Origin of the sequence: Allohahella sp. A8, from assembly GCF_047946665.1 — a bacterium.
Taxonomy (GTDB): Bacteria; Pseudomonadota; Gammaproteobacteria; order Pseudomonadales; family Oleiphilaceae; genus Allohahella.
Genome location: NZ_CP172312.1, coordinates 4,480,963 through 4,498,251, shown reverse-complemented (window position 1 = coordinate 4,498,251; position 17,289 = coordinate 4,480,963). Strand labels below are relative to the sequence as shown.

Annotated in this window: 13 protein-coding genes and 1 tRNA gene; 1 reads left to right on the top strand and 13 read right to left on the bottom strand. The window is 54.2% G+C overall.

The genetic code is table 11. The features are described 5' to 3' along the window. Window positions 1-78: 78 nt before the first annotated feature. The 10 genes from rbfA to ftsH all read right to left on the bottom strand — a co-directional run bounded on the left by rbfA (window position 79) and on the right by ftsH (window position 11,148). Window positions 79-537 (bottom strand): 30S ribosome-binding factor RbfA, encoded by a 459-nt coding sequence (gene rbfA, locus ACH3PB_RS20085; protein ID WP_416397266.1) that lies wholly within the window; start codon window positions 535-537, stop codon window positions 79-81. Further along, window positions 537-3,149 carry a translation initiation factor IF-2 gene (infB, locus tag ACH3PB_RS20080; protein ID WP_416397265.1) on the bottom strand — a complete coding sequence of 871 codons (2,613 nt, stop codon included), beginning with the start codon at window positions 3,147-3,149 and terminating at the stop codon, window positions 537-539. Before infB ends, rbfA begins: the two co-directional genes overlap by 1 nt. A gap of 21 nt (window positions 3,150-3,170) precedes the next feature. Continuing rightward, window positions 3,171-4,664, bottom strand: a complete 1,494-nt coding sequence (gene nusA, locus ACH3PB_RS20075; protein WP_416397264.1) for a transcription termination factor NusA — start codon at window positions 4,662-4,664, stop codon at window positions 3,171-3,173. A 27-nt stretch (window positions 4,665-4,691) separates the two neighbouring features. After that, a complete protein-coding gene (rimP, locus tag ACH3PB_RS20070; RefSeq protein ID WP_416397263.1) occupies window positions 4,692-5,216 on the bottom strand; it encodes a ribosome maturation factor RimP in 525 nt (174 codons plus the stop codon). 238 nt (window positions 5,217-5,454) lie between these two features. Continuing rightward, window positions 5,455-5,541: transfer RNA gene (locus ACH3PB_RS20065), tRNA-Leu, on the bottom strand. A 56-nt stretch (window positions 5,542-5,597) separates the two neighbouring features. Further along, a complete protein-coding gene (secG, locus tag ACH3PB_RS20060; RefSeq protein ID WP_416399489.1) occupies window positions 5,598-6,044 on the bottom strand; it encodes a preprotein translocase subunit SecG in 447 nt (148 codons plus the stop codon). 17 nt (window positions 6,045-6,061) lie between these two features. Then, window positions 6,062-6,778 (bottom strand): triose-phosphate isomerase, encoded by a 717-nt coding sequence (gene tpiA, locus ACH3PB_RS20055; RefSeq protein ID WP_416397262.1) that lies wholly within the window; start codon window positions 6,776-6,778, stop codon window positions 6,062-6,064. Between the two features lie 188 nt (window positions 6,779-6,966). Further along, complete coding sequence (gene glmM / locus ACH3PB_RS20050) at window positions 6,967-8,304, bottom strand: phosphoglucosamine mutase (RefSeq protein WP_416397261.1); 1,338 nt, start codon at window positions 8,302-8,304, stop codon at window positions 6,967-6,969. Continuing rightward, complete coding sequence (gene folP / locus ACH3PB_RS20045) at window positions 8,301-9,128, bottom strand: dihydropteroate synthase (protein ID WP_416397260.1); 828 nt, start codon at window positions 9,126-9,128, stop codon at window positions 8,301-8,303. The genes glmM and folP overlap by 4 nt, the downstream gene beginning before the upstream one ends. A gap of 61 nt (window positions 9,129-9,189) precedes the next feature. Continuing rightward, window positions 9,190-11,148, bottom strand: coding sequence for an ATP-dependent zinc metalloprotease FtsH (ftsH, locus tag ACH3PB_RS20040; protein ID WP_416399488.1), 1,959 nt, complete (start codon window positions 11,146-11,148; stop codon window positions 9,190-9,192). A gap of 552 nt (window positions 11,149-11,700) precedes the next feature. Here ftsH and yhbY point away from each other — a divergent pair. Beyond that, complete coding sequence (gene yhbY / locus ACH3PB_RS20035; protein ID WP_416397259.1) at window positions 11,701-12,102, top strand: ribosome assembly RNA-binding protein YhbY; 402 nt, start codon at window positions 11,701-11,703, stop codon at window positions 12,100-12,102. 25 nt (window positions 12,103-12,127) lie between these two features. On the opposite strand, the gene greA is transcribed toward yhbY, so the two are convergent. The 3 genes from greA to carA are packed head-to-tail and all read right to left on the bottom strand — an operon-like array spanning window position 12,128 to window position 17,062. After that, on the bottom strand, window positions 12,128-12,607 hold the full coding sequence (gene greA / locus ACH3PB_RS20030; protein WP_416397258.1) for a transcription elongation factor GreA: 480 nt from the start codon (window positions 12,605-12,607) through the stop codon (window positions 12,128-12,130). Window positions 12,608-12,632: 25 nt separating this feature from the next. Continuing rightward, the gene (gene carB / locus ACH3PB_RS20025) at window positions 12,633-15,869 is read right to left on the bottom strand and encodes a carbamoyl-phosphate synthase large subunit (RefSeq protein ID WP_416397257.1); all 3,237 of its coding nucleotides are present in this window, start codon (window positions 15,867-15,869) and stop codon (window positions 12,633-12,635) included. 20 nt (window positions 15,870-15,889) lie between these two features. Continuing rightward, on the bottom strand, window positions 15,890-17,062 hold the full coding sequence (gene carA / locus ACH3PB_RS20020) for a glutamine-hydrolyzing carbamoyl-phosphate synthase small subunit (protein ID WP_416397256.1): 1,173 nt from the start codon (window positions 17,060-17,062) through the stop codon (window positions 15,890-15,892). Between the last annotated feature and the right edge of the window lie 227 nt (window positions 17,063-17,289).

Below are 17,289 nucleotides of genomic sequence, written 5' to 3'. Positions count from 1 at the left end.
TACCGCAACTTGCTGCACGACCAGGAAAGCCGTAATAGAAAACGGCGGGATTCCCCGCCGTTTGAATAGTGCCTGACATCAGCTTTCTCTGCTGTCACCGTCGGCGTCATCTGCCGAAGGATTGTCGTCTTCAATATCTTGTGCACTGCCTTCTGCGCCAGAGCGAGCCTGGTCCTCAGCGCGCGCCTTGCTGATCAGTGCACTGATATGCAGTGAATTATACAGGGCGGTATCGTGATGAAAACGAAGCTGCGGCAGCACCCTGAGCTTCATGGCCTTGCCGAGCTCGGACTTCAGAAAGCTGCTCGCATCTTTAAGAACGAGCAGCGCCTGTTGAATACCCGCATGATCTTCCAGATCGCTCTGGTTGAGCTGCGTGACATAAACGTCAGCGTACCCGTAATCCTTCGAGACCTTCACACTATTCACGGTGATCATACCGAGCCGTGGATCCTTCACGTCACGTTGAATAATGCGTGCGAGCTCCTTCTGCATCTGTTCAGCAATCCGCTGCTGCCGACTAAACTCTCTTGGCATTACAGCGTGCGCTCTATCTGAACCCGGTCGAAGACTTCGATCTTGTCACCGATCTTCACTTCATAGTTGCGAACACCGATACCACACTCAGTTCCTGAGCGGACTTCGGCGACGTCATCCTTGAAGCGACGCAGCGACTCGAGCTCACCCTCGAAGATAACAACGTCATCTCGAAGTACCCTGATCGGCTTACTACGATATACCGTGCCTTCGACAACGATACAGCCAGCGACCTGACCAAACTTGGGCGACTTGAACGTATCGCGAACTTCCGCAATTCCGAGAATATCCTCTCGGAATGCCGGAGCCAACATGCCAGTCAACGCTGCCTTCACATCATCGATAATGTTGTAGATGATGCTGTAGTAACGGAGCTCGACACCTTCACGCTCGAGAATCTTGCGTGCCGTGCCATCGGCCCTGACATTGAAACCAACGACTATGGAATTCGTAGACACGGCGAGGTTTGCATCGGTCTCGGATATTCCACCGACACCAGAGCCGACAATGTTCACCTGCACTTCTTCGTTACCAAGTTCAGTCAGTGAACTGATGATGGCCTCGAGAGAACCACGAACATCGGTCTTGACGACCATATTGAGGATCTTGGTCTCGCCCTTACCCATACTCTGGAACATGTTCTCGAGATTAGTCGACTGCTGCCTCTGCAGACGTTCAGATCTCACTTTCTCCTGACGGAACGCTGCGACTTCACGCGCCTTTCGTTCGTCAGCCACTACGACGAATTCGTCGCCAGCTTCAGGAGTCTCATTCAGGCCAAGGATTTCAACCGGAGTAGATGGCTCAGCGGAATCGACAGTTTTGCCATGCTCGTTCAGCATCGCTCTGACCCGTCCGTACTGCTCGCCAGCCAGGACAATATCACCCTTCTTCAGGGTACCGTTTTGTACCAGAACCGAGGCTACTACGCCGCGCCCCTTGTCCAGACGCGACTCGATGACAACGCCACGCGCAGGACCTGATTTGACAGCAGTCAGCTCAAGAAGCTCTGATTGAAGGAGAATGGCATCCAGCAGGTTATCGATGCCTTCGCCGGTGTGTGCAGAGACATTGACGAACTGCACATCACCGCCCCACTCTTCAGAAATAACATCGAGAGCAGACAGCTCGTTCTTGACGCGCTCCGGATCGGCATCTTCCTTGTCGATCTTGTTGACAGCGACAATGATCGGCATGTCAGCAGATTTAGCATGCTGAACCGCCTCCTTAGTCTGCGGCATGACACCGTCATCAGCAGCCACCACGAGAATGACAATATCCGTGCTCTTGGCGCCACGTGCACGCATCGCAGTGAACGCGGCGTGGCCAGGCGTATCCAGGAAGGAAATCTGACCCTTGTCTGTCTGCACCAAATAGGCGCCGATATGCTGGGTGATACCTCCAGACTCGCTGGCGGCAACCTTCGCACGACGAATGTAATCGAGCAGCGATGTCTTACCATGGTCGACGTGACCCATGACGCTGACGACCGGTGCACGGGTAGTCACCTCGCCTTCATAAATGATGGAGTCCATCATCTCGGTCTCGAGTGCATCTTCACGAGTCAAAGTGACCTTATGACCCATCTCCTCGGCGACCATCTGAGCAACGTCCTGCTCGATCACCTGATTGACGTTGGCCATCACGCCCATGCCCATCAGCTTCTTGATGACTTCGCCAGATTTAACGGCCATCTTCTGCGCAAGTTCACCTACAGTAAGAGAGTCCGGTATGGAAACGTCCCGCGTGATCTTGGCAATATTCGGATCGACCGAAGAGGAGCCACCACGACGCTTGCGGCGCATCCGCGGTGCTTTTGCACGAAGTGAACGAGGTGCATCTGCAGTCTTGGCAGTAGTGAACTCAGCCTCAACTTCTGTGCGCCGTGGCTTGGCAGCAGCAACTTTAGGCTTCTGCTTCTTGACCGGAGGCGTGTCCTCCTTGTCTTCACGGGTACCAGCCTCTTCCTTGTGACGACGGTGCTTACTCTTTTTGGCTTCCTCCGCTTCCGCGAGCGCAGCTTCCTTGGCAGCGCGGTCAGCCTCTTCAGGCGTTACCGGCTCTGAAGGTTTAGCTGCTGCGGCAGGAGTGGCTTGCTCTGCAGTTTCAGGCGCAGGCGCTTCGGCACTCGAGGTCTCAGCCGCCACTTCAGCAGTTTCAGCAGAGGATTCGGATACAGAATTCGTTGCCTCGGGCGCTGTGGATTCTGCCGAAGTAGTTTCTGCTGTTTCGGCCTGAGACGCTGTAACAGCAACCTCGGCTTCTGCCGGAGCAGCTGCCTCAACCGGCACTTCTGGCTCAGGCTCAGCCTCGGCAGTGATATCCGCACGCTTGACGTAGGTTCGCTTCTTCCGCACTTCCACGTTCACGGTTTTCGAACCAGCCGAGCGCAGCTTGGTGGTCGTCTTCCGCTTCAATGTAATTTTTCTGGGCTCAGCAAAAGCCTCACCGTGGCTTTGCTTAAGATGCCTCAGCAGGGTCTGCTTTTCGTCATCAGTGATAACATCCGAAGCGCCACGCCCCTGGATGCCGGCTTCCGCCAGTTGCTGAATAATCTTGTCGACCGATGCACCAACATCGTCCGCAAGTTGTTTGACTGTCACTTCTGCCATCTGAGCGTCACGCCCCCTATTTTATTCCTGTGCTTCGAACCAAGGCTTTCTAGCGGTCATAATCAATTCTGCCGCCTTACCTTCGTCGATCTCAGGAATATCAATCAAATCATCAATCGCCTGTTCGGCGAGATCTTCCATCGTTACGATGCCACGACTGGCCAAAACATATGCAAGGTGTTTGTCCATACCTTCCATCGAAAGAAGGTCTTCTGCAGGCTCAACGCCTTCCAGCTGCTCTTCTGTCGCCAGGGCCTTACTTATCAGTCGATCTTTCGCCCGACCGCGCAACGCGGTCACGATTTCTTCGTCGAAGCCATCAATGGCAAGCATTTCTTCCATCGGAACATAGGCCACCTCTTCGATTGAGGTAAAGCCTTCCTCTACCAGAATCTCGGCAAGCTCTTCATCGACATCGAGCTCCCGAATAAAGATATCCCGGTATTTACCTGACTCTTCTTCCTGCATCCGACCAGCTTCTTCTTCTGTCATCACATTGATGATCCAGCCAGTAAGCTCCGACGCCAGGCGCACGTTCTGTCCACCACGACCAATGGCCATGGCAAGATTATCGGCTGCGACAGCAACCTGCATCGTATGCGAATCTTCATCCACGATAATGGACGCACATTCTGCTGGCGCCATGGCATTCACCACGAGCTGAGCCGGATTGTCGTCCCACAGCACGATATCAACTCGCTCATTATCGAGTTCGCCAGAGACTGCCTGGACGCGTGCGCCACGCATACCCACACAGGCGCCGACTGGATCGATCCGACCATCGTTGGTCTTGACAGCGATTTTCGCACGAGAGCCGGGATCGCGGGCAGCAGCCTTTATTTCGATTACTTCTTCAGCAATTTCCGGCACTTCTATCCTGAACAGCTCTATAAGCATGCCTGGATTAGTTCGACTCAGGACTAGCTGCGGCCCCCTGTTGTCCTGCCTGATATCATGAAGAAGCGCTCGTATTCGATCGCCGACCTTGAATGACTCGCGGCCGATAAGCTGATCTTTCGGAAGCAGGGCTTCGGCGTTGCTGCCGAGATCTACAATTATATTGTCTCGAGTAACCTTCTTGACAACACCATTGACGAGTTCGCCAACCCGATGCCGATAGTTATCGACAATCTTGATTCGCTCAGCTTCCCGGACCTTCTGCACTATGATCTGCTTCGCTGCCTGAGCGCCAATGCGGCCGAAAGCTTCAGGCTCTATTTCTTCTTCATAGATGCTGCCAGGCTGCAGTGACTTGTCAATCGCTTCAGCTTCCTGCATGGTCAACTCAGTACCAAGGCCAGGCACAGCATCGTTATCAACGACGAGCCAACTACGATAAGCCGTGTAATCGCCAGTTTTACGGTCGATGACAACCCGAACATTGGCGTCCTCGTCCTCAAAGCGTTTCTTGGTAGCAGTGGCAATGGCCAGCTCAATCGCTTCGAAAATAACGCCCTTGTCGACGCCTTTCTCGTTAGAAACCGCCTCGACAACCAGAAGTATTTCTTTGTTCATTTTATCCCCAAGTACTTGGAAGCACCTTTAAAACTGAGGCACCACATTGGCCTTATCTATGTAATCGAACGGGAAGACATGCTCTTCATTATCTGACTCGAGCACGATTTCGTCTCCCTCCACGGCCTTGAGCAGCCCTTTAAACTTCCGGCGGCCGGCGTGCGGCGTGCGCAGCCTCAGCTCAATAATCTCACCTACATTGGCCTGGTAGTGCGTCAAATTGAATAACGGGCGGTCCCACCCTGGCGATGACACTTCTAGGGTGTACCGACCGGCGATAATATCTTCCACATCGAGCACTGCACTGACCTGCCTACTGGCTTCGGCGCAATCATCGACCGTAACACCAGCATCGCCTTCCTTGTCGATAAAAATCCTCAGCAGGGACCTGTTACCTTGCGCGTGAAACTCAAGCCCCCAAAAGACATAGCCAAGGGCTTCGATCACACCAGATATTGTCTGTTCTAAATCGTCTTTCCTGGACACGCCTGTCTGGACCTTTAATGCTTGCGTTAAAATCGGCACAAATAAAAAAAGGGCTTCATAGCCCATTTGATCAGTCGCCCGGCAACGGTTAAACCTTGCCAGAGCAACTCTAAGTACGGAGCGGAGAACTCACTGCGTCCAGCACCGGGCCGTGATTATAGGCGTCTTCGCCTGACTCGGTCAACGCTGGAAGAAAAGAGAGCGGACAACCCGCTGAGGACTGATCGGAAACCGATCTCGGTTTAGCCAGCGAGTACACCTGTTAAGGCGTTAACCGTACTGCTCTAAACATCTTACACAATAATGGTGCCGAAGGCCGGACTTGAACCGGCACGTCCTGACGGACACTACCCCCTCAAGATAGCGTGTCTACCAATTTCACCACTTCGGCAGTGAACTACTCAAATCTGTTTTATCTTTACTCGGGCGAGGGAGCCCGTTGTAATCTTAATTTTCCCTGGAGCCTTCGTCAGTCGACTCCATGTCGGCGTCAATTGTAGGCATGTCAGCATCGGAGTCAATAGCTGGCGCGGATTCACTCTGTTCAACAGGCTCTTCTATACGCATCTCAGGCAAATTGTCGTCTGACGAGACATCCGCATCAATGCTTTGATCTTCCACAACTGCGGGCAAACCGAGCGGGTTTGATTCAACCGTAACGCTGCGCTGCTTGGCGAGATATGCCAGCCCGAAACTTGTCAGGAAAAAAATAACTGCCAACCAAGCCGTCATCTTACTCAAAAATGAACTTGAGCCCTGCGATCCGAACACTGTCTGAGAAGCACCACCACCAAAGGCGGCGCCGGCATCAGCACCCTTTCCATGCTGCAACAGCACGAGCCCAATCACTGCAATGGCGACGATAACGTGCGAGACAACAACAAGGATTTCGATTGAATCCACTTGATTTCCTATCCTTTTACCAGCGCATCAGCGATACGCACGATTTCAACGAATTCATTGGCGTCAAGCGACGCACCCCCGATAAGGGCGCCATCGATATCGGCCTGCTGGAACAGCTGATCAGCATTTGCTGACTTTACACTACCGCCATACAGAATCTGAATTCTGTCGGCCTCCTCACCGAGGCTTCCGGCCATTTCCGCCCTAAGCGCGGCGTGCATGTCCTGCGCATCTTCTGCGCTAGCCGTCTTTCCGGTACCAATGGCCCATACCGGCTCGTAGGCTACCACGACTCTACCTTTAGCTACGAGATCAGCCACTTCCATTTGATCAAGCACTGACATTAACACGCTGACCTGGGCACAGCATACCGCCTTCGCCTCACCAGAATCCCGCTGCTGCAGACTTTCGCCTACGCAAAACACGACACTCAGACCTGCACCGAGTGCACGGCGCGCTTTCGCAGCCAGCGCTTCGTCGTCTTCTGCGAAGATCTGGCGTCGCTCTGAATGCCCCACAATAACAGCGGAACATCCGAACGAAGCGAGCATTTCCGCAGCTATCTCACCAGTGAATGCACCTGACTCAAAGCTAGAGCAGTTTTGCGCACCGTATTGCAACTCGGTACACAGCACCTGCGCCTCAGCGAGCGATGTATATGCGGGAAATATCAGCACATCCACATCCGGCTTCAGCTGATGCAGACCCTCATTTACGGCCGTCATCAAATTTGAGGCCTCAACTCGGCCACAATTTGATTTCCAGTTCCCTGCTATAAGCAGTCGACGCATCAAATACACCTGAAAAAATTGCTGAACCGCTTATAAGCTGCGGCTCACGAGGCAGTAACAGCCTCGATTCAGCGAGGTGCGAATACTACAGAATGCGCGCATAGGATACAAGCGCTACATCGCTACATGGATGCCTTCACAACCTCGGCCAACTCTTCGGCCTGCGATCGAACGAGAGCCTCATCGGAGCCCTCCACCATCACGCGGATCAAGGGTTCTGTTCCGGAGGCTCGGAGAAGGACCCGGCCAGCACCATTGAGCTTGCTCTCAGCAGCGGCGAGCGCCTGCGCCACCTCAGGAATCTGCATAGGATCTCGTTGCTCATTGATGCGCACGTTGATCAACACCTGCGGCACCTTAGTCATGTGCTGCTTGAGCTCGTGGAGCGACTTGTCCGCCTCGAACATAGCTGCAAGCACCTGCAGCCCCGAGATAATGCCATCTCCAGTAGTAGTGTTCTCCAGACACACGATGTGCCCCGAACCTTCACCACCTAGAAGCCAGCCGCGTTTGCGGAGCTCCTCCATAACATAACGATCACCGACTTTTGCTCGAACGAATGGAATATCATTGGCTTTGAAGGCCAGTTCGGCGCCGAAGTTGGTCATCAGTGTGCCTACCACCCCACCCCGCAGACGACACTGCGTTTGCCGTGACATCGCGATCATAAAGAGGATCTCGTCGCCATCGACAACTTCGCCCTTGTGATCGACCATGATGACCCGATCGCCGTCGCCATCAAGCGCAATACCCAGATCCGCCCCAAGCTCCAGCACTTTCGCTGCCAGACGCTCAGGGCTTGTGGCACCGCTCTCTCGGTTAATGTTCAGGCCATCCGGGTCGACACCTATACTATCAACCTTGGCACCGAGTTCACGAAAGACCTTCGGCGCGACCTGATATGCGGCACCTTGCGCGCAATCGATAACGATATGAAAATTTGCAAAACTCATCTGAAAGGGCACGGTACTCTTGCAGAACTCGATGTAGCGACCCTTCGCATCATCAATTCTCGTCGCTCGCCCTAGTTGATCGCCCCCGACCACCTCAATCTCGTGATCGAGTAGCGATTCAATCTCCATTTCGACAGAATCAGGCAGTTTGACACCTTCGGATGAGAAGAACTTGATGCCATTGTCGTAGTAAGGATTATGGGAGGCACTGATGACCACACCGGCTGATGCACGGAAGGTTCTGGTGAGATAGGCTACAGCTGGTGTAGGCATAGGCCCCAGAAGCGCCACCTCCATACCTGCGGCCGCGAAGCCTGCCTCCAGCGCCGACTCGAACATATATCCGGAGATGCGGGTGTCCTTACCAATCAGGACTCTGTTTCGCTTGCCTTCCTTACGAAACACCCTGCCGGCGGCCCAACCGAGACGAAGCATGAACTCGGGCGTAATAGCCCCTTTTCCGACTTCTCCTCGAATCCCGTCCGTGCCGAAATACTTCCTTCTCATAACTGTCCTCTCACAAAAGCGGCTGCCACTTTAACGGCATCAATAGTTTCGCGCACATCGTGCGTTCGGATCACTGCAGCGCCGGCCTGCGCTGCTATCGTCGCAACTGCCAGTCCGGCTGCGAGCCGTTGATCAACCGGTCGTCCAGTCAAATGCCCCAGCATACTCTTACGCGAGACGCCGACTAATAGAGGATGCCCAGAAGCCACGAATTTCGGCAAGGCCTGCAGGAGCTGCAAATTGTGCTGGATCGTCTTGCCGAAGCCGAATCCGGGATCCCAGGCAATACGGGATCGTGAAATACCAGCCGCCACTGCGGCATCCGTCCTTGCGATCAGAAACTGTTCGACTTCGGCGACAACGTCAGTATAGGCAGGATTCTGCTGCATGGTTGCTGGTGCCCCCTGCATGTGCATTAGACATACGGGAACACCGCAGCGACTGACCGCTTCGAGCGCACCTTCACGTGAAAGCGCACGGATATCGTTAATCATCGATGCACCCAGCCGAACAGCCTCAAGCATAACTGCCGGTGTGCTTGTGTCGACGGAGATAGCGATGTCGCTAGCACTGCGCAATCGTTCGATGACGGGGCAGACTCGATCCAACTCTTCCGCGACGGACACTGGTGCCGCACCCGGTCGAGAGGACTCTCCACCAACATCAATAATGTCGGCACCCTCGTCCTGCATACTCAGTGCGTGACGTAGGGCCAGCTCCAGAGTAGCGTGACGACCACCATCGGAAAACGAGTCTGGCGTGACGTTTAGCACACCCATCACTGCCGGTGGATGGGTCATGGAAAGAAAAGAGTTCGGCTTCATGACTGTCTTCAATTAAAAAAAGCCCGGACAGAGCCGGGCTTTCAGATGGCAGAGCTCGAATTCAGTGGTTGCTTGCTGTACCGCCAATTGTCGGCTTTCCACCACTTTCCGGACGTTGTGATCCACCGGCATCCGCCGCATCACCCGCTTCGGTTCCAAAGGAGCCACTTCCTGAATCTCCTCCAGGAGGCTTGCTGCCATGCCAGCCTTTCGGCTCTGGCGGCTCCTTTCCGGCCATGATCGCATCGATCTGAGCTGAATCGATGGTCTCGTAGCGCATCAGGGTATCCGCCATAAGATTGAGCTTGTCCATGTTTTCTGTCAGCAGTTTCCGTGCGTGCTCGTAACAGTCATCAATGATTTTCCGAACTTCATCATCGATACGCTGAGCCGTTTCCGGCGAATACACTTTTGGCGAACTGCCGGCTGAACGACCGAGGAAGACCTCCTCTTCATCATCGTCATACATCAAAGGACCAAGCTTGTCTGACAGGCCCCACTTGGTAACCATATTCCGCGCAATTTCAGTCGCACGCTTGATATCGTTCGACGCGCCAGTCGTCACACCTTCAGAACCGAGAGTGAGCTCTTCGGCTATGCGACCACCAAAGAGAGAACACACCCTGCTGATCAGGCTTTGGCGACTGTGGCTATAACGGTCTTCCTCAGGCAGGAACATGGTGACACCAAGCGCCCTACCCCTAGGAATGATACTGACCTTGTACACCGGGTCATGCTCTGGCATCAAGCGACCAACGATCGCATGGCCGGCCTCATGAAATGCGGTATTCCGCTTTTCCTTCTCGTTCATGACCATCGATTTGCGCTCTGCACCCATCATGATCTTGTCCTTGGCCAGTTCGAGTTCAACCATGCCTACAGAACGCTTGGTGGATCGAGCGGCGAACAGGGCCGCCTCGTTGACCAGATTGGCGAGATCTGCACCAGAGAAACCGGGTGTACCACGCGCAATGACAAGCGGATCCACATCATCTTCTAGCGGCACCTTTCGCATATGAACCTTGAGAATCTGCTCGCGTCCCAGAATATCAGGCAAACCTACGACTACCTGTCGGTCGAAACGACCTGGGCGCAGTAGCGCTGGATCCAGTACGTCGGGACGGTTCGTCGCAGCAATTACGATGACACCTTCGTTGCCTTCGAAGCCGTCCATTTCTACCAGTAGTTGGTTCAGCGTCTGCTCACGCTCATCATGCCCACCGCCAAGACCAGCACCGCGATGACGACCCACGGCATCTATCTCGTCGATAAAGATGATACAGGGCGCCTGCTTCTTCGCCTGTTCGAACATGTCGCGAACTCGTGACGCACCTACACCAACAAACATTTCCACGAAGTCCGAACCGGAGATGGTGAAGAACGGTACTTTTGCCTCACCTGCTATAGCCTTCGCAAGAAGCGTTTTACCTGTGCCGGGCTGGCCTACAGCGAGTACGCCTCGCGGAATCCGACCGCCAAGACGCTGAAACTTTGACGGGTCCCTAAGAAAATCAACGATCTCCTTAACTTCTTCCTTGGCCTCATCGCAACCCGCAACATCCGCAAAGGTCGTCTTAATCTGATCTTCGCCCATCAAACGAGCTTTGCTCTTGCCAAAAGACATCGGGCCGCGACCACCGCCTCCACCCTGCATCTGACGCATGAAAAACATGAAGACAGCAATGATCACTAAAATCGGAAACGACGCAACCAGCAGCTGCTGCCAAATGCTCTGACGCTCGGGCTCTCTGCCCTCGATAGCGACATTGGCCTCACGTAGATCGTCGATCAGACCAAGATCGAGGATCTCTGGCTTGACTGAGGTGAACTGTGAACCATCCTGCCGCTGCCCCTCGATGGTCATGCCGTCGATGGTGACTTTGCTGACTTGTCCCGACTCCACTAACTGGAGAAACTCCGAATAATCGATCTTTTGATTACCCGCTGGGACGTTGAAATTATTGAAAACCGTAAGCAGGACTGCTGCGATGATGAGCCACAACAGCAGGTTCTTGGCCATGTCGTTCAAGGGGATACCCTCATTAGTTCAATGGGTGTGGTCTGCTGATAGCTCAGACCATGTTGTAATCTAACACACGCGGGCGAATTTGGCCTGCCCTAAGCAGCGCAAGCACATTGCGGGCGATTACGATTCCGCAATGTCATTAATCGCCTATCCCTATACTCAGGTATACGACGCACGACTACCGACGGACAACGCCGTCGCGCCACTATCGATATATCGGGGCCGCGAGCGCAATTGCAAGGTCAGTGTCGCGACTGACGTAATGATAGCAGCTGCAGCCGGATCGAAATGCGAATGAGGTACTTGTAATGGCATCCCGTCCGAACTTGGCTGGAGACCAGGCGATTGGCTGTGGACCGCAACAATCCGTACATGCGGTCACGACATATCAGACGGACCGAACGACCATTTTGCCGACCTCTTAGAGATCCAGGTCGCCATCTTCGTAGCAGACGTATCGCGGCCCGGGCTCAAACGGCTATAATGCGCGATATACAGGCGACCTCATCAGACGCCAATCAAGTAGTCCTGCAAGCAGATACGCATATGACAGATCAACATAGCAAACGTTCATCCAAACGGGTTGAAGCCACCGCCTCGCGCACCAGCCCAAGTCAGGCCGCCAAACTGAAGACTGTCGATAAGAAAAGTCTTCGAGCCATTGCTCATGAGCTCAAACCGGTGATCATTGTCGGCGAAAAGGGACTGACCGAGACCGTCGTTGGCGAAGTTGAGCGAGCGCTTGCTGACCACGAGCTGATCAAAGTGAAGCTAGCAAGTAATGACCGGGACGAGCGTAAGGACATTGTCGAAGGTATCATCGCAGCAACCAAGGCTACGCAGATTCAACTTATCGGCAAGATCCTGGTACTGCTCAAGCGTTCCAGGGAGCCAAAGCCCGGCCTGTCAAATCTGATCCGGTACCAGGCCTCGGCAGGTAAGCGTTAGACGCCTACCGCCTGAGCCATGAGCATCATTCAAGATGCTCGACTTTCTCTATCTCAAACTCGACGTCGCCACTGGGCACGCGAACCATCACAACGTCACCAACTTCCTTGCCTATCAAGGCGCGAGCAATGGGTGACGAAACCGAAATTCGACCATTCTTGATATCGGCCTCATCTTCGCCAACGATTCTGTAGGTCGAAGTCGCTTCAGTCTCTATGTTCACCATCGTCACCGTCGTACCGAAGATGACCTTTCCGGTTTCCGGAATAGTCGTCACGTCGATTACCTGAGCGTTGGATAGTTTGCTCTCAATTTCCTGAATACGGCCCTCAGCAAAACTCTGCTGTTCGCGAGCCGCGTGGTACTCAGCGTTCTCCTTGAGGTCGCCATGCTCTCTGGCGTCTGCGATGGCCTTGATAATCTGCGGCCTCAGTTCCGTTTTCAGATGGGTCAGCTCTTCGCGGAGCGAGAGTTCACCAGCCTTGGTCATTGGTATCCTGTTCATAACTTACCGTTATCCTGAATTGGGTTTAGGCGGCGCTACCTGCGTGGATGGACTGCAAACTACGCGTCTTGTGCGCTACGCCAGCTCGAATTGCCCTGTAGAACGCCTCACCACCTGCCAACGTCGTTGTGTAGGTAATCCGCGAGACCAGGGCGGACTTGCGTATTTCCGCGCTATCAGCCACTGCAACTCGACCCTCAGTCGTGTTGATGATGAGCTGCACTTCTTTGTTCTTGATCGCGTCGACGATATGCGGTCGACCCTCGCGAACCTTGTTGATCTTCTTGACCTTGATCCCTTCCTGCTCGAGTCTCGTCGCAGTGCCGGAAGTCGCCATGATCGAGAAGCCAATATTGCTCAGGTTCCGCGCCAGATCTACTGCACCATCTTTGTCGGCGTCTCGAACGCTGATAAAGGCGGTACCACCGGTAGGAAACTTCTCACCGGCAGCGGCGGCGGCCTTCGCGAATGCTTCATCGAAGGTTTCTCCGATACCCATGACCTCGCCAGTGGACTTCATCTCCGGACCGAGGATCGGGTCGACACCCGGGAACTTGTTGAAGGGAAAGACCGACTCCTTCACATTATAATGCGTCGGAATAAGCTCTTTCGTAAAGCCTTGTTCTTTAAGACTTATACCGGCCATGCATAGCGCGCCGACCTTGGCGAGCGACCTGCCGATAGCCTTGGACACAAAAGGTACGGTTCGCGAAGCGCGGGGATTCACTTCGATGACATATATCAGGTCATCCTGGTAAGCGAGCTGGCAATTCATGAGACCGACAACACCGAGCTCGACCGCCATCTTGCGCACGACTTCCCGCATATCCGCCTGGACTTGCTGACTCAGGCTGTGGGGAGGCAGTGAACATGCTGAGTCTCCCGAATGCACGCCAGCCTGCTCGACGTGTTGCATGACACCACCGATAACAACATCAGTGCCATCGCATACAGCGTCGATATCGACTTCAATCGCGGCGTTGAGAAAGTGATCGAGCAAGACCGGGGATTCGTTTGAGACGCTTACGGCAGTTCGCATGTAGCGCTTGAGGTCGGTCTCGTCGTAAACGATTTCCATCGCCCTGCCACCAAGGACGTAAGACGGACGGACGACCAGCGGGTAACCAATATCTCGTGCAGCTATAATGGCCGCTTCGAGAGAGCGGGCAGTTGCATTGGGCGGCTGCAGCAGATCCAGATCCTGGATCATCTGCTGGAAACGCTCGCGATCCTCTGCGCGGTCAATCGCGTCCGGCGTGGTGCCGATGATAGGCACACCGGCTGCTTCAAGACCACGAGCCAGTTTGAGCGGCGTCTGACCACCATAATGGACGATGACACCCTGCGGCTTTTCGACCTCATAGATGGCGAGTACGTCCTCCAGGGTTACGGGCTCGAAGTACAGCCGGTCTGACGTATCGTAATCGGTAGATACAGTTTCCGGATTGCAGTTGACCATGATGGTTTCATAACCATGCTCTCTCAGGGCGAGGGCAGCATGAACGCAGCAATAGTCGAACTCGATACCCTGGCCTATTCTGTTCGGGCCGCCGCCAAGCACCATGATCTTCTTGTTCGAAGTCGGATTGGCCTCGCACTCTTCGTCGTAGGTCGAGTACATGTAGGCGGTGTCTGAGTTGAACTCAGCCGCACAAGTATCCACTCGCTTGTATACCGGGTTTACACCAAGGGACTTGCGGCGCTCCCTCAAAGAAGACTCGCTGACCGAAAGCACTGCAGCCAGGCGGGCATCCGAAAAACCTTTCCGTTTGAGTCGACGCACCAGCGCCTCATCGAGCGCTTCGAGCTTGAGCGACTCTAGCGCCTGCTCCTCAAGTACGATGTCTTCGATGTAAGCCAGGAACCATGGGTCGACATGGCACAGTGAGTGGACCTGATCGATGCTGAAGCCATGCCTGAAGGCATCGGCGATTGACCACAAGCGTTCAGGCGTCGGCGTCTTCAGCGCCTGCACGATGAAATCTTCAGCCTCATCGGCAGAAAGTGGCTCGTCCAGTGCGTCGAGCCTAGACTCAAAACCGTCTGACCCCACTTCAAGGCCGCGCATTGCCTTCTGGAGAGACTCCTGGAAGTTACGCCCGATAGCCATGACTTCACCGACAGATTTCATCTGCGTGGTCAGGGTGTTGTTGGCCTGCGGGAACTTCTCAAAGGTGAAACGGGGAATCTTGGTAACAACGTAATCGATGGTCGGTTCGAACGAAGCTGGCGTCGCACCACCGGTAATGTCGTTCTCCAGCTCATCGAGGGTATAACCGACTGCCAGCTTCGCGGCGACCTTGGCGATTGGGAAGCCAGTCGCCTTCGAGGCAAGTGCTGAAGAGCGCGAGACCCTAGGATTCATTTCGATGACGACCATCCGACCCGTATCGGGGTCGATGCCGAACTGGACGTTGGAGCCACCGGTTTCAACACCGATCTCCCGAAGTACGGCGATCGATGCATTTCGCATCAACTGGTACTCTTTGTCAGTGAGTGTCTGAGCCGGAGCCACCGTAATCGAATCCCCGGTGTGGACCCCCATCGCGTCAAAGTTCTCGATAGCACAGATGATGATACAGTTATCGTTCTTGTCCCGTACGACTTCCATTTCATATTCTTTCCAGCCAATGAGCGACTCATCTATAAGCAGCTCATTCGTTGGCGAGAGATCGAGTCCGCGCTCGCAGATCTCGATGAATTCATCACGATTGTACGCGATACCACCACCTGACCCACCCATGGTGAACGATGGTCTGATGATGGTCGGAAAGCCAATCTGGTCCAGCACCTGCAGTGCTTCTTCCATGCTATGGGCCATCGCAGAGCGCGGCGTATCAAGACCAATGGCCTTCATCGCCTTATCAAACTTCTCGCGATCTTCAGCCTTATCTATGGCCTCCTTCCTGGCGCCAATCATTTCAACATTGAATTTGTCCAGCACACCGTGCTTCGCAAGATCCAATGCGCAGTTGAGCGCCGTCTGGCCGCCCATTGTCGGCAGCAGTGCATCGGGACGCTCGTCCTCAATGATCTGTGCCACTGTTTGCCAGTTGATAGGCTCAATGTAGGTCGCGTCCGCCATGACGGGATCAGTCATGATCGTGGCAGGATTGGAGTTGACCAGAATGACCCGGTAACCTTCCTCTCTCAGCGCCTTACAGGCCTGGGCTCCTGAGTAATCGAATTCGCAGGCTTGCCCGATTACGATAGGACCGGCGCCGAGAATCAGAACACTTTGGATATCCGTGCGTTTTGGCATGTACAGTAAGTCCTTCGAATTTAAATTCTGACCAACGGAGCCTTTGACTCCATCAAATCGTTGAAACGGTCGAACAGATAGATCAGGTCATGTGGACCGGGGCTCGCCTCGGGGTGACCCTGAAAGCTGAACGCGGGCACGTCAGTTCTGGCAACACCCTGCAAAGATCCATCGAACAGGCTCTTGTGCGTTGGCACCAGGTTGGCGGGCAGTGAAGCCTCATCGACCGAGAATCCATGATTCTGACTGGTGATCTGTACCTGACCTGTTGCGAGATCCTGTACTGGATGGTTGGCCCCGTGATGACCAAACTTCATTTTGAAAGTCTTCGCGCCGCTGGCCAATGCCAGGATCTGATGTCCAAGACAGATGCCGAAGAGCGGGACGCTGGCTGCCATCGCCTGTCTGGCAACTTCAATCGCATAGTCACATGGTTCAGGATCGCCCGGCCCGTTTGCGAGGAAGATACCATCCGGATGAAGCGACATGGCCTCTTCAAACGGGGTCTTCGCAGGGACGAGTGTCACTTTGCAGCCGCGATCCGCCATTAACCGGAGGATGTTGTGCTTAACACCGTAATCATAGGCGACGACATGGAAGCGGCCTTCAGTGGATATCTGCTGAGGACCATCAAGTGTCCAAAGGCCTTCCGACCAGCTACACCGCTCCGTTCGGCTAACGCTTGCCGCGAGATCACGTCCGGCTAAGCCGTCCACGCTACGAGCAGCTTCGATAGCAGCTGATTCATCTATACTTTCGCCAGCCACGATACAGCCGCGCAGAGCGCCCTTGTCTCGCAGGACCCTTGTAAGCCGCCGGGTATCAACGCCGGCGATCGCGACAAGATTCTGTTCGGCAAGATAGGCCTGCAGCGATTTCCTGTTACGCCAGTTACTTGCAAGCAGAGGTTCATCCCGAATGATGATTCCGTCTACCCAGATCCGTCTGGATTCGACGTCATCCTCATTGATACCGGTATTGCCGATATGCGGATAGGTAAAAGTGACGAGCTGGCGAGCATAAGAGGGATCAGTCATGATCTCCTGATAGCCAGTCATGGAGGTGTTGAAGACAACTTCCCCTGTCGTCTGCCCGGCTACACCGAGCGAAACACCGTGAAACACACTTCCGTCTTCGAGTGCCAGTATAGCCGGCACTGCAGACGGACGACCGGACGCGAGTTTTGAATTCATAGGCGGCTGAAACAACTTTCGTTTGTAGACTTTCGTCTGTGGCTCTTTAATTCGTAGCCCAAGGGCGCATGTGACTGCAAAAGGAGGATGCTGCTGATGCATTACCCATTTGCAAAAAAGCGAGACAGAGAAATGCTCTGGCCCGCTTCGAAAACAGTTCGTTCAAACTCTCTTATGGTACTATTCGAGGACGATCCCGTCTACGCCATGCTTCACCAAAACTGGAT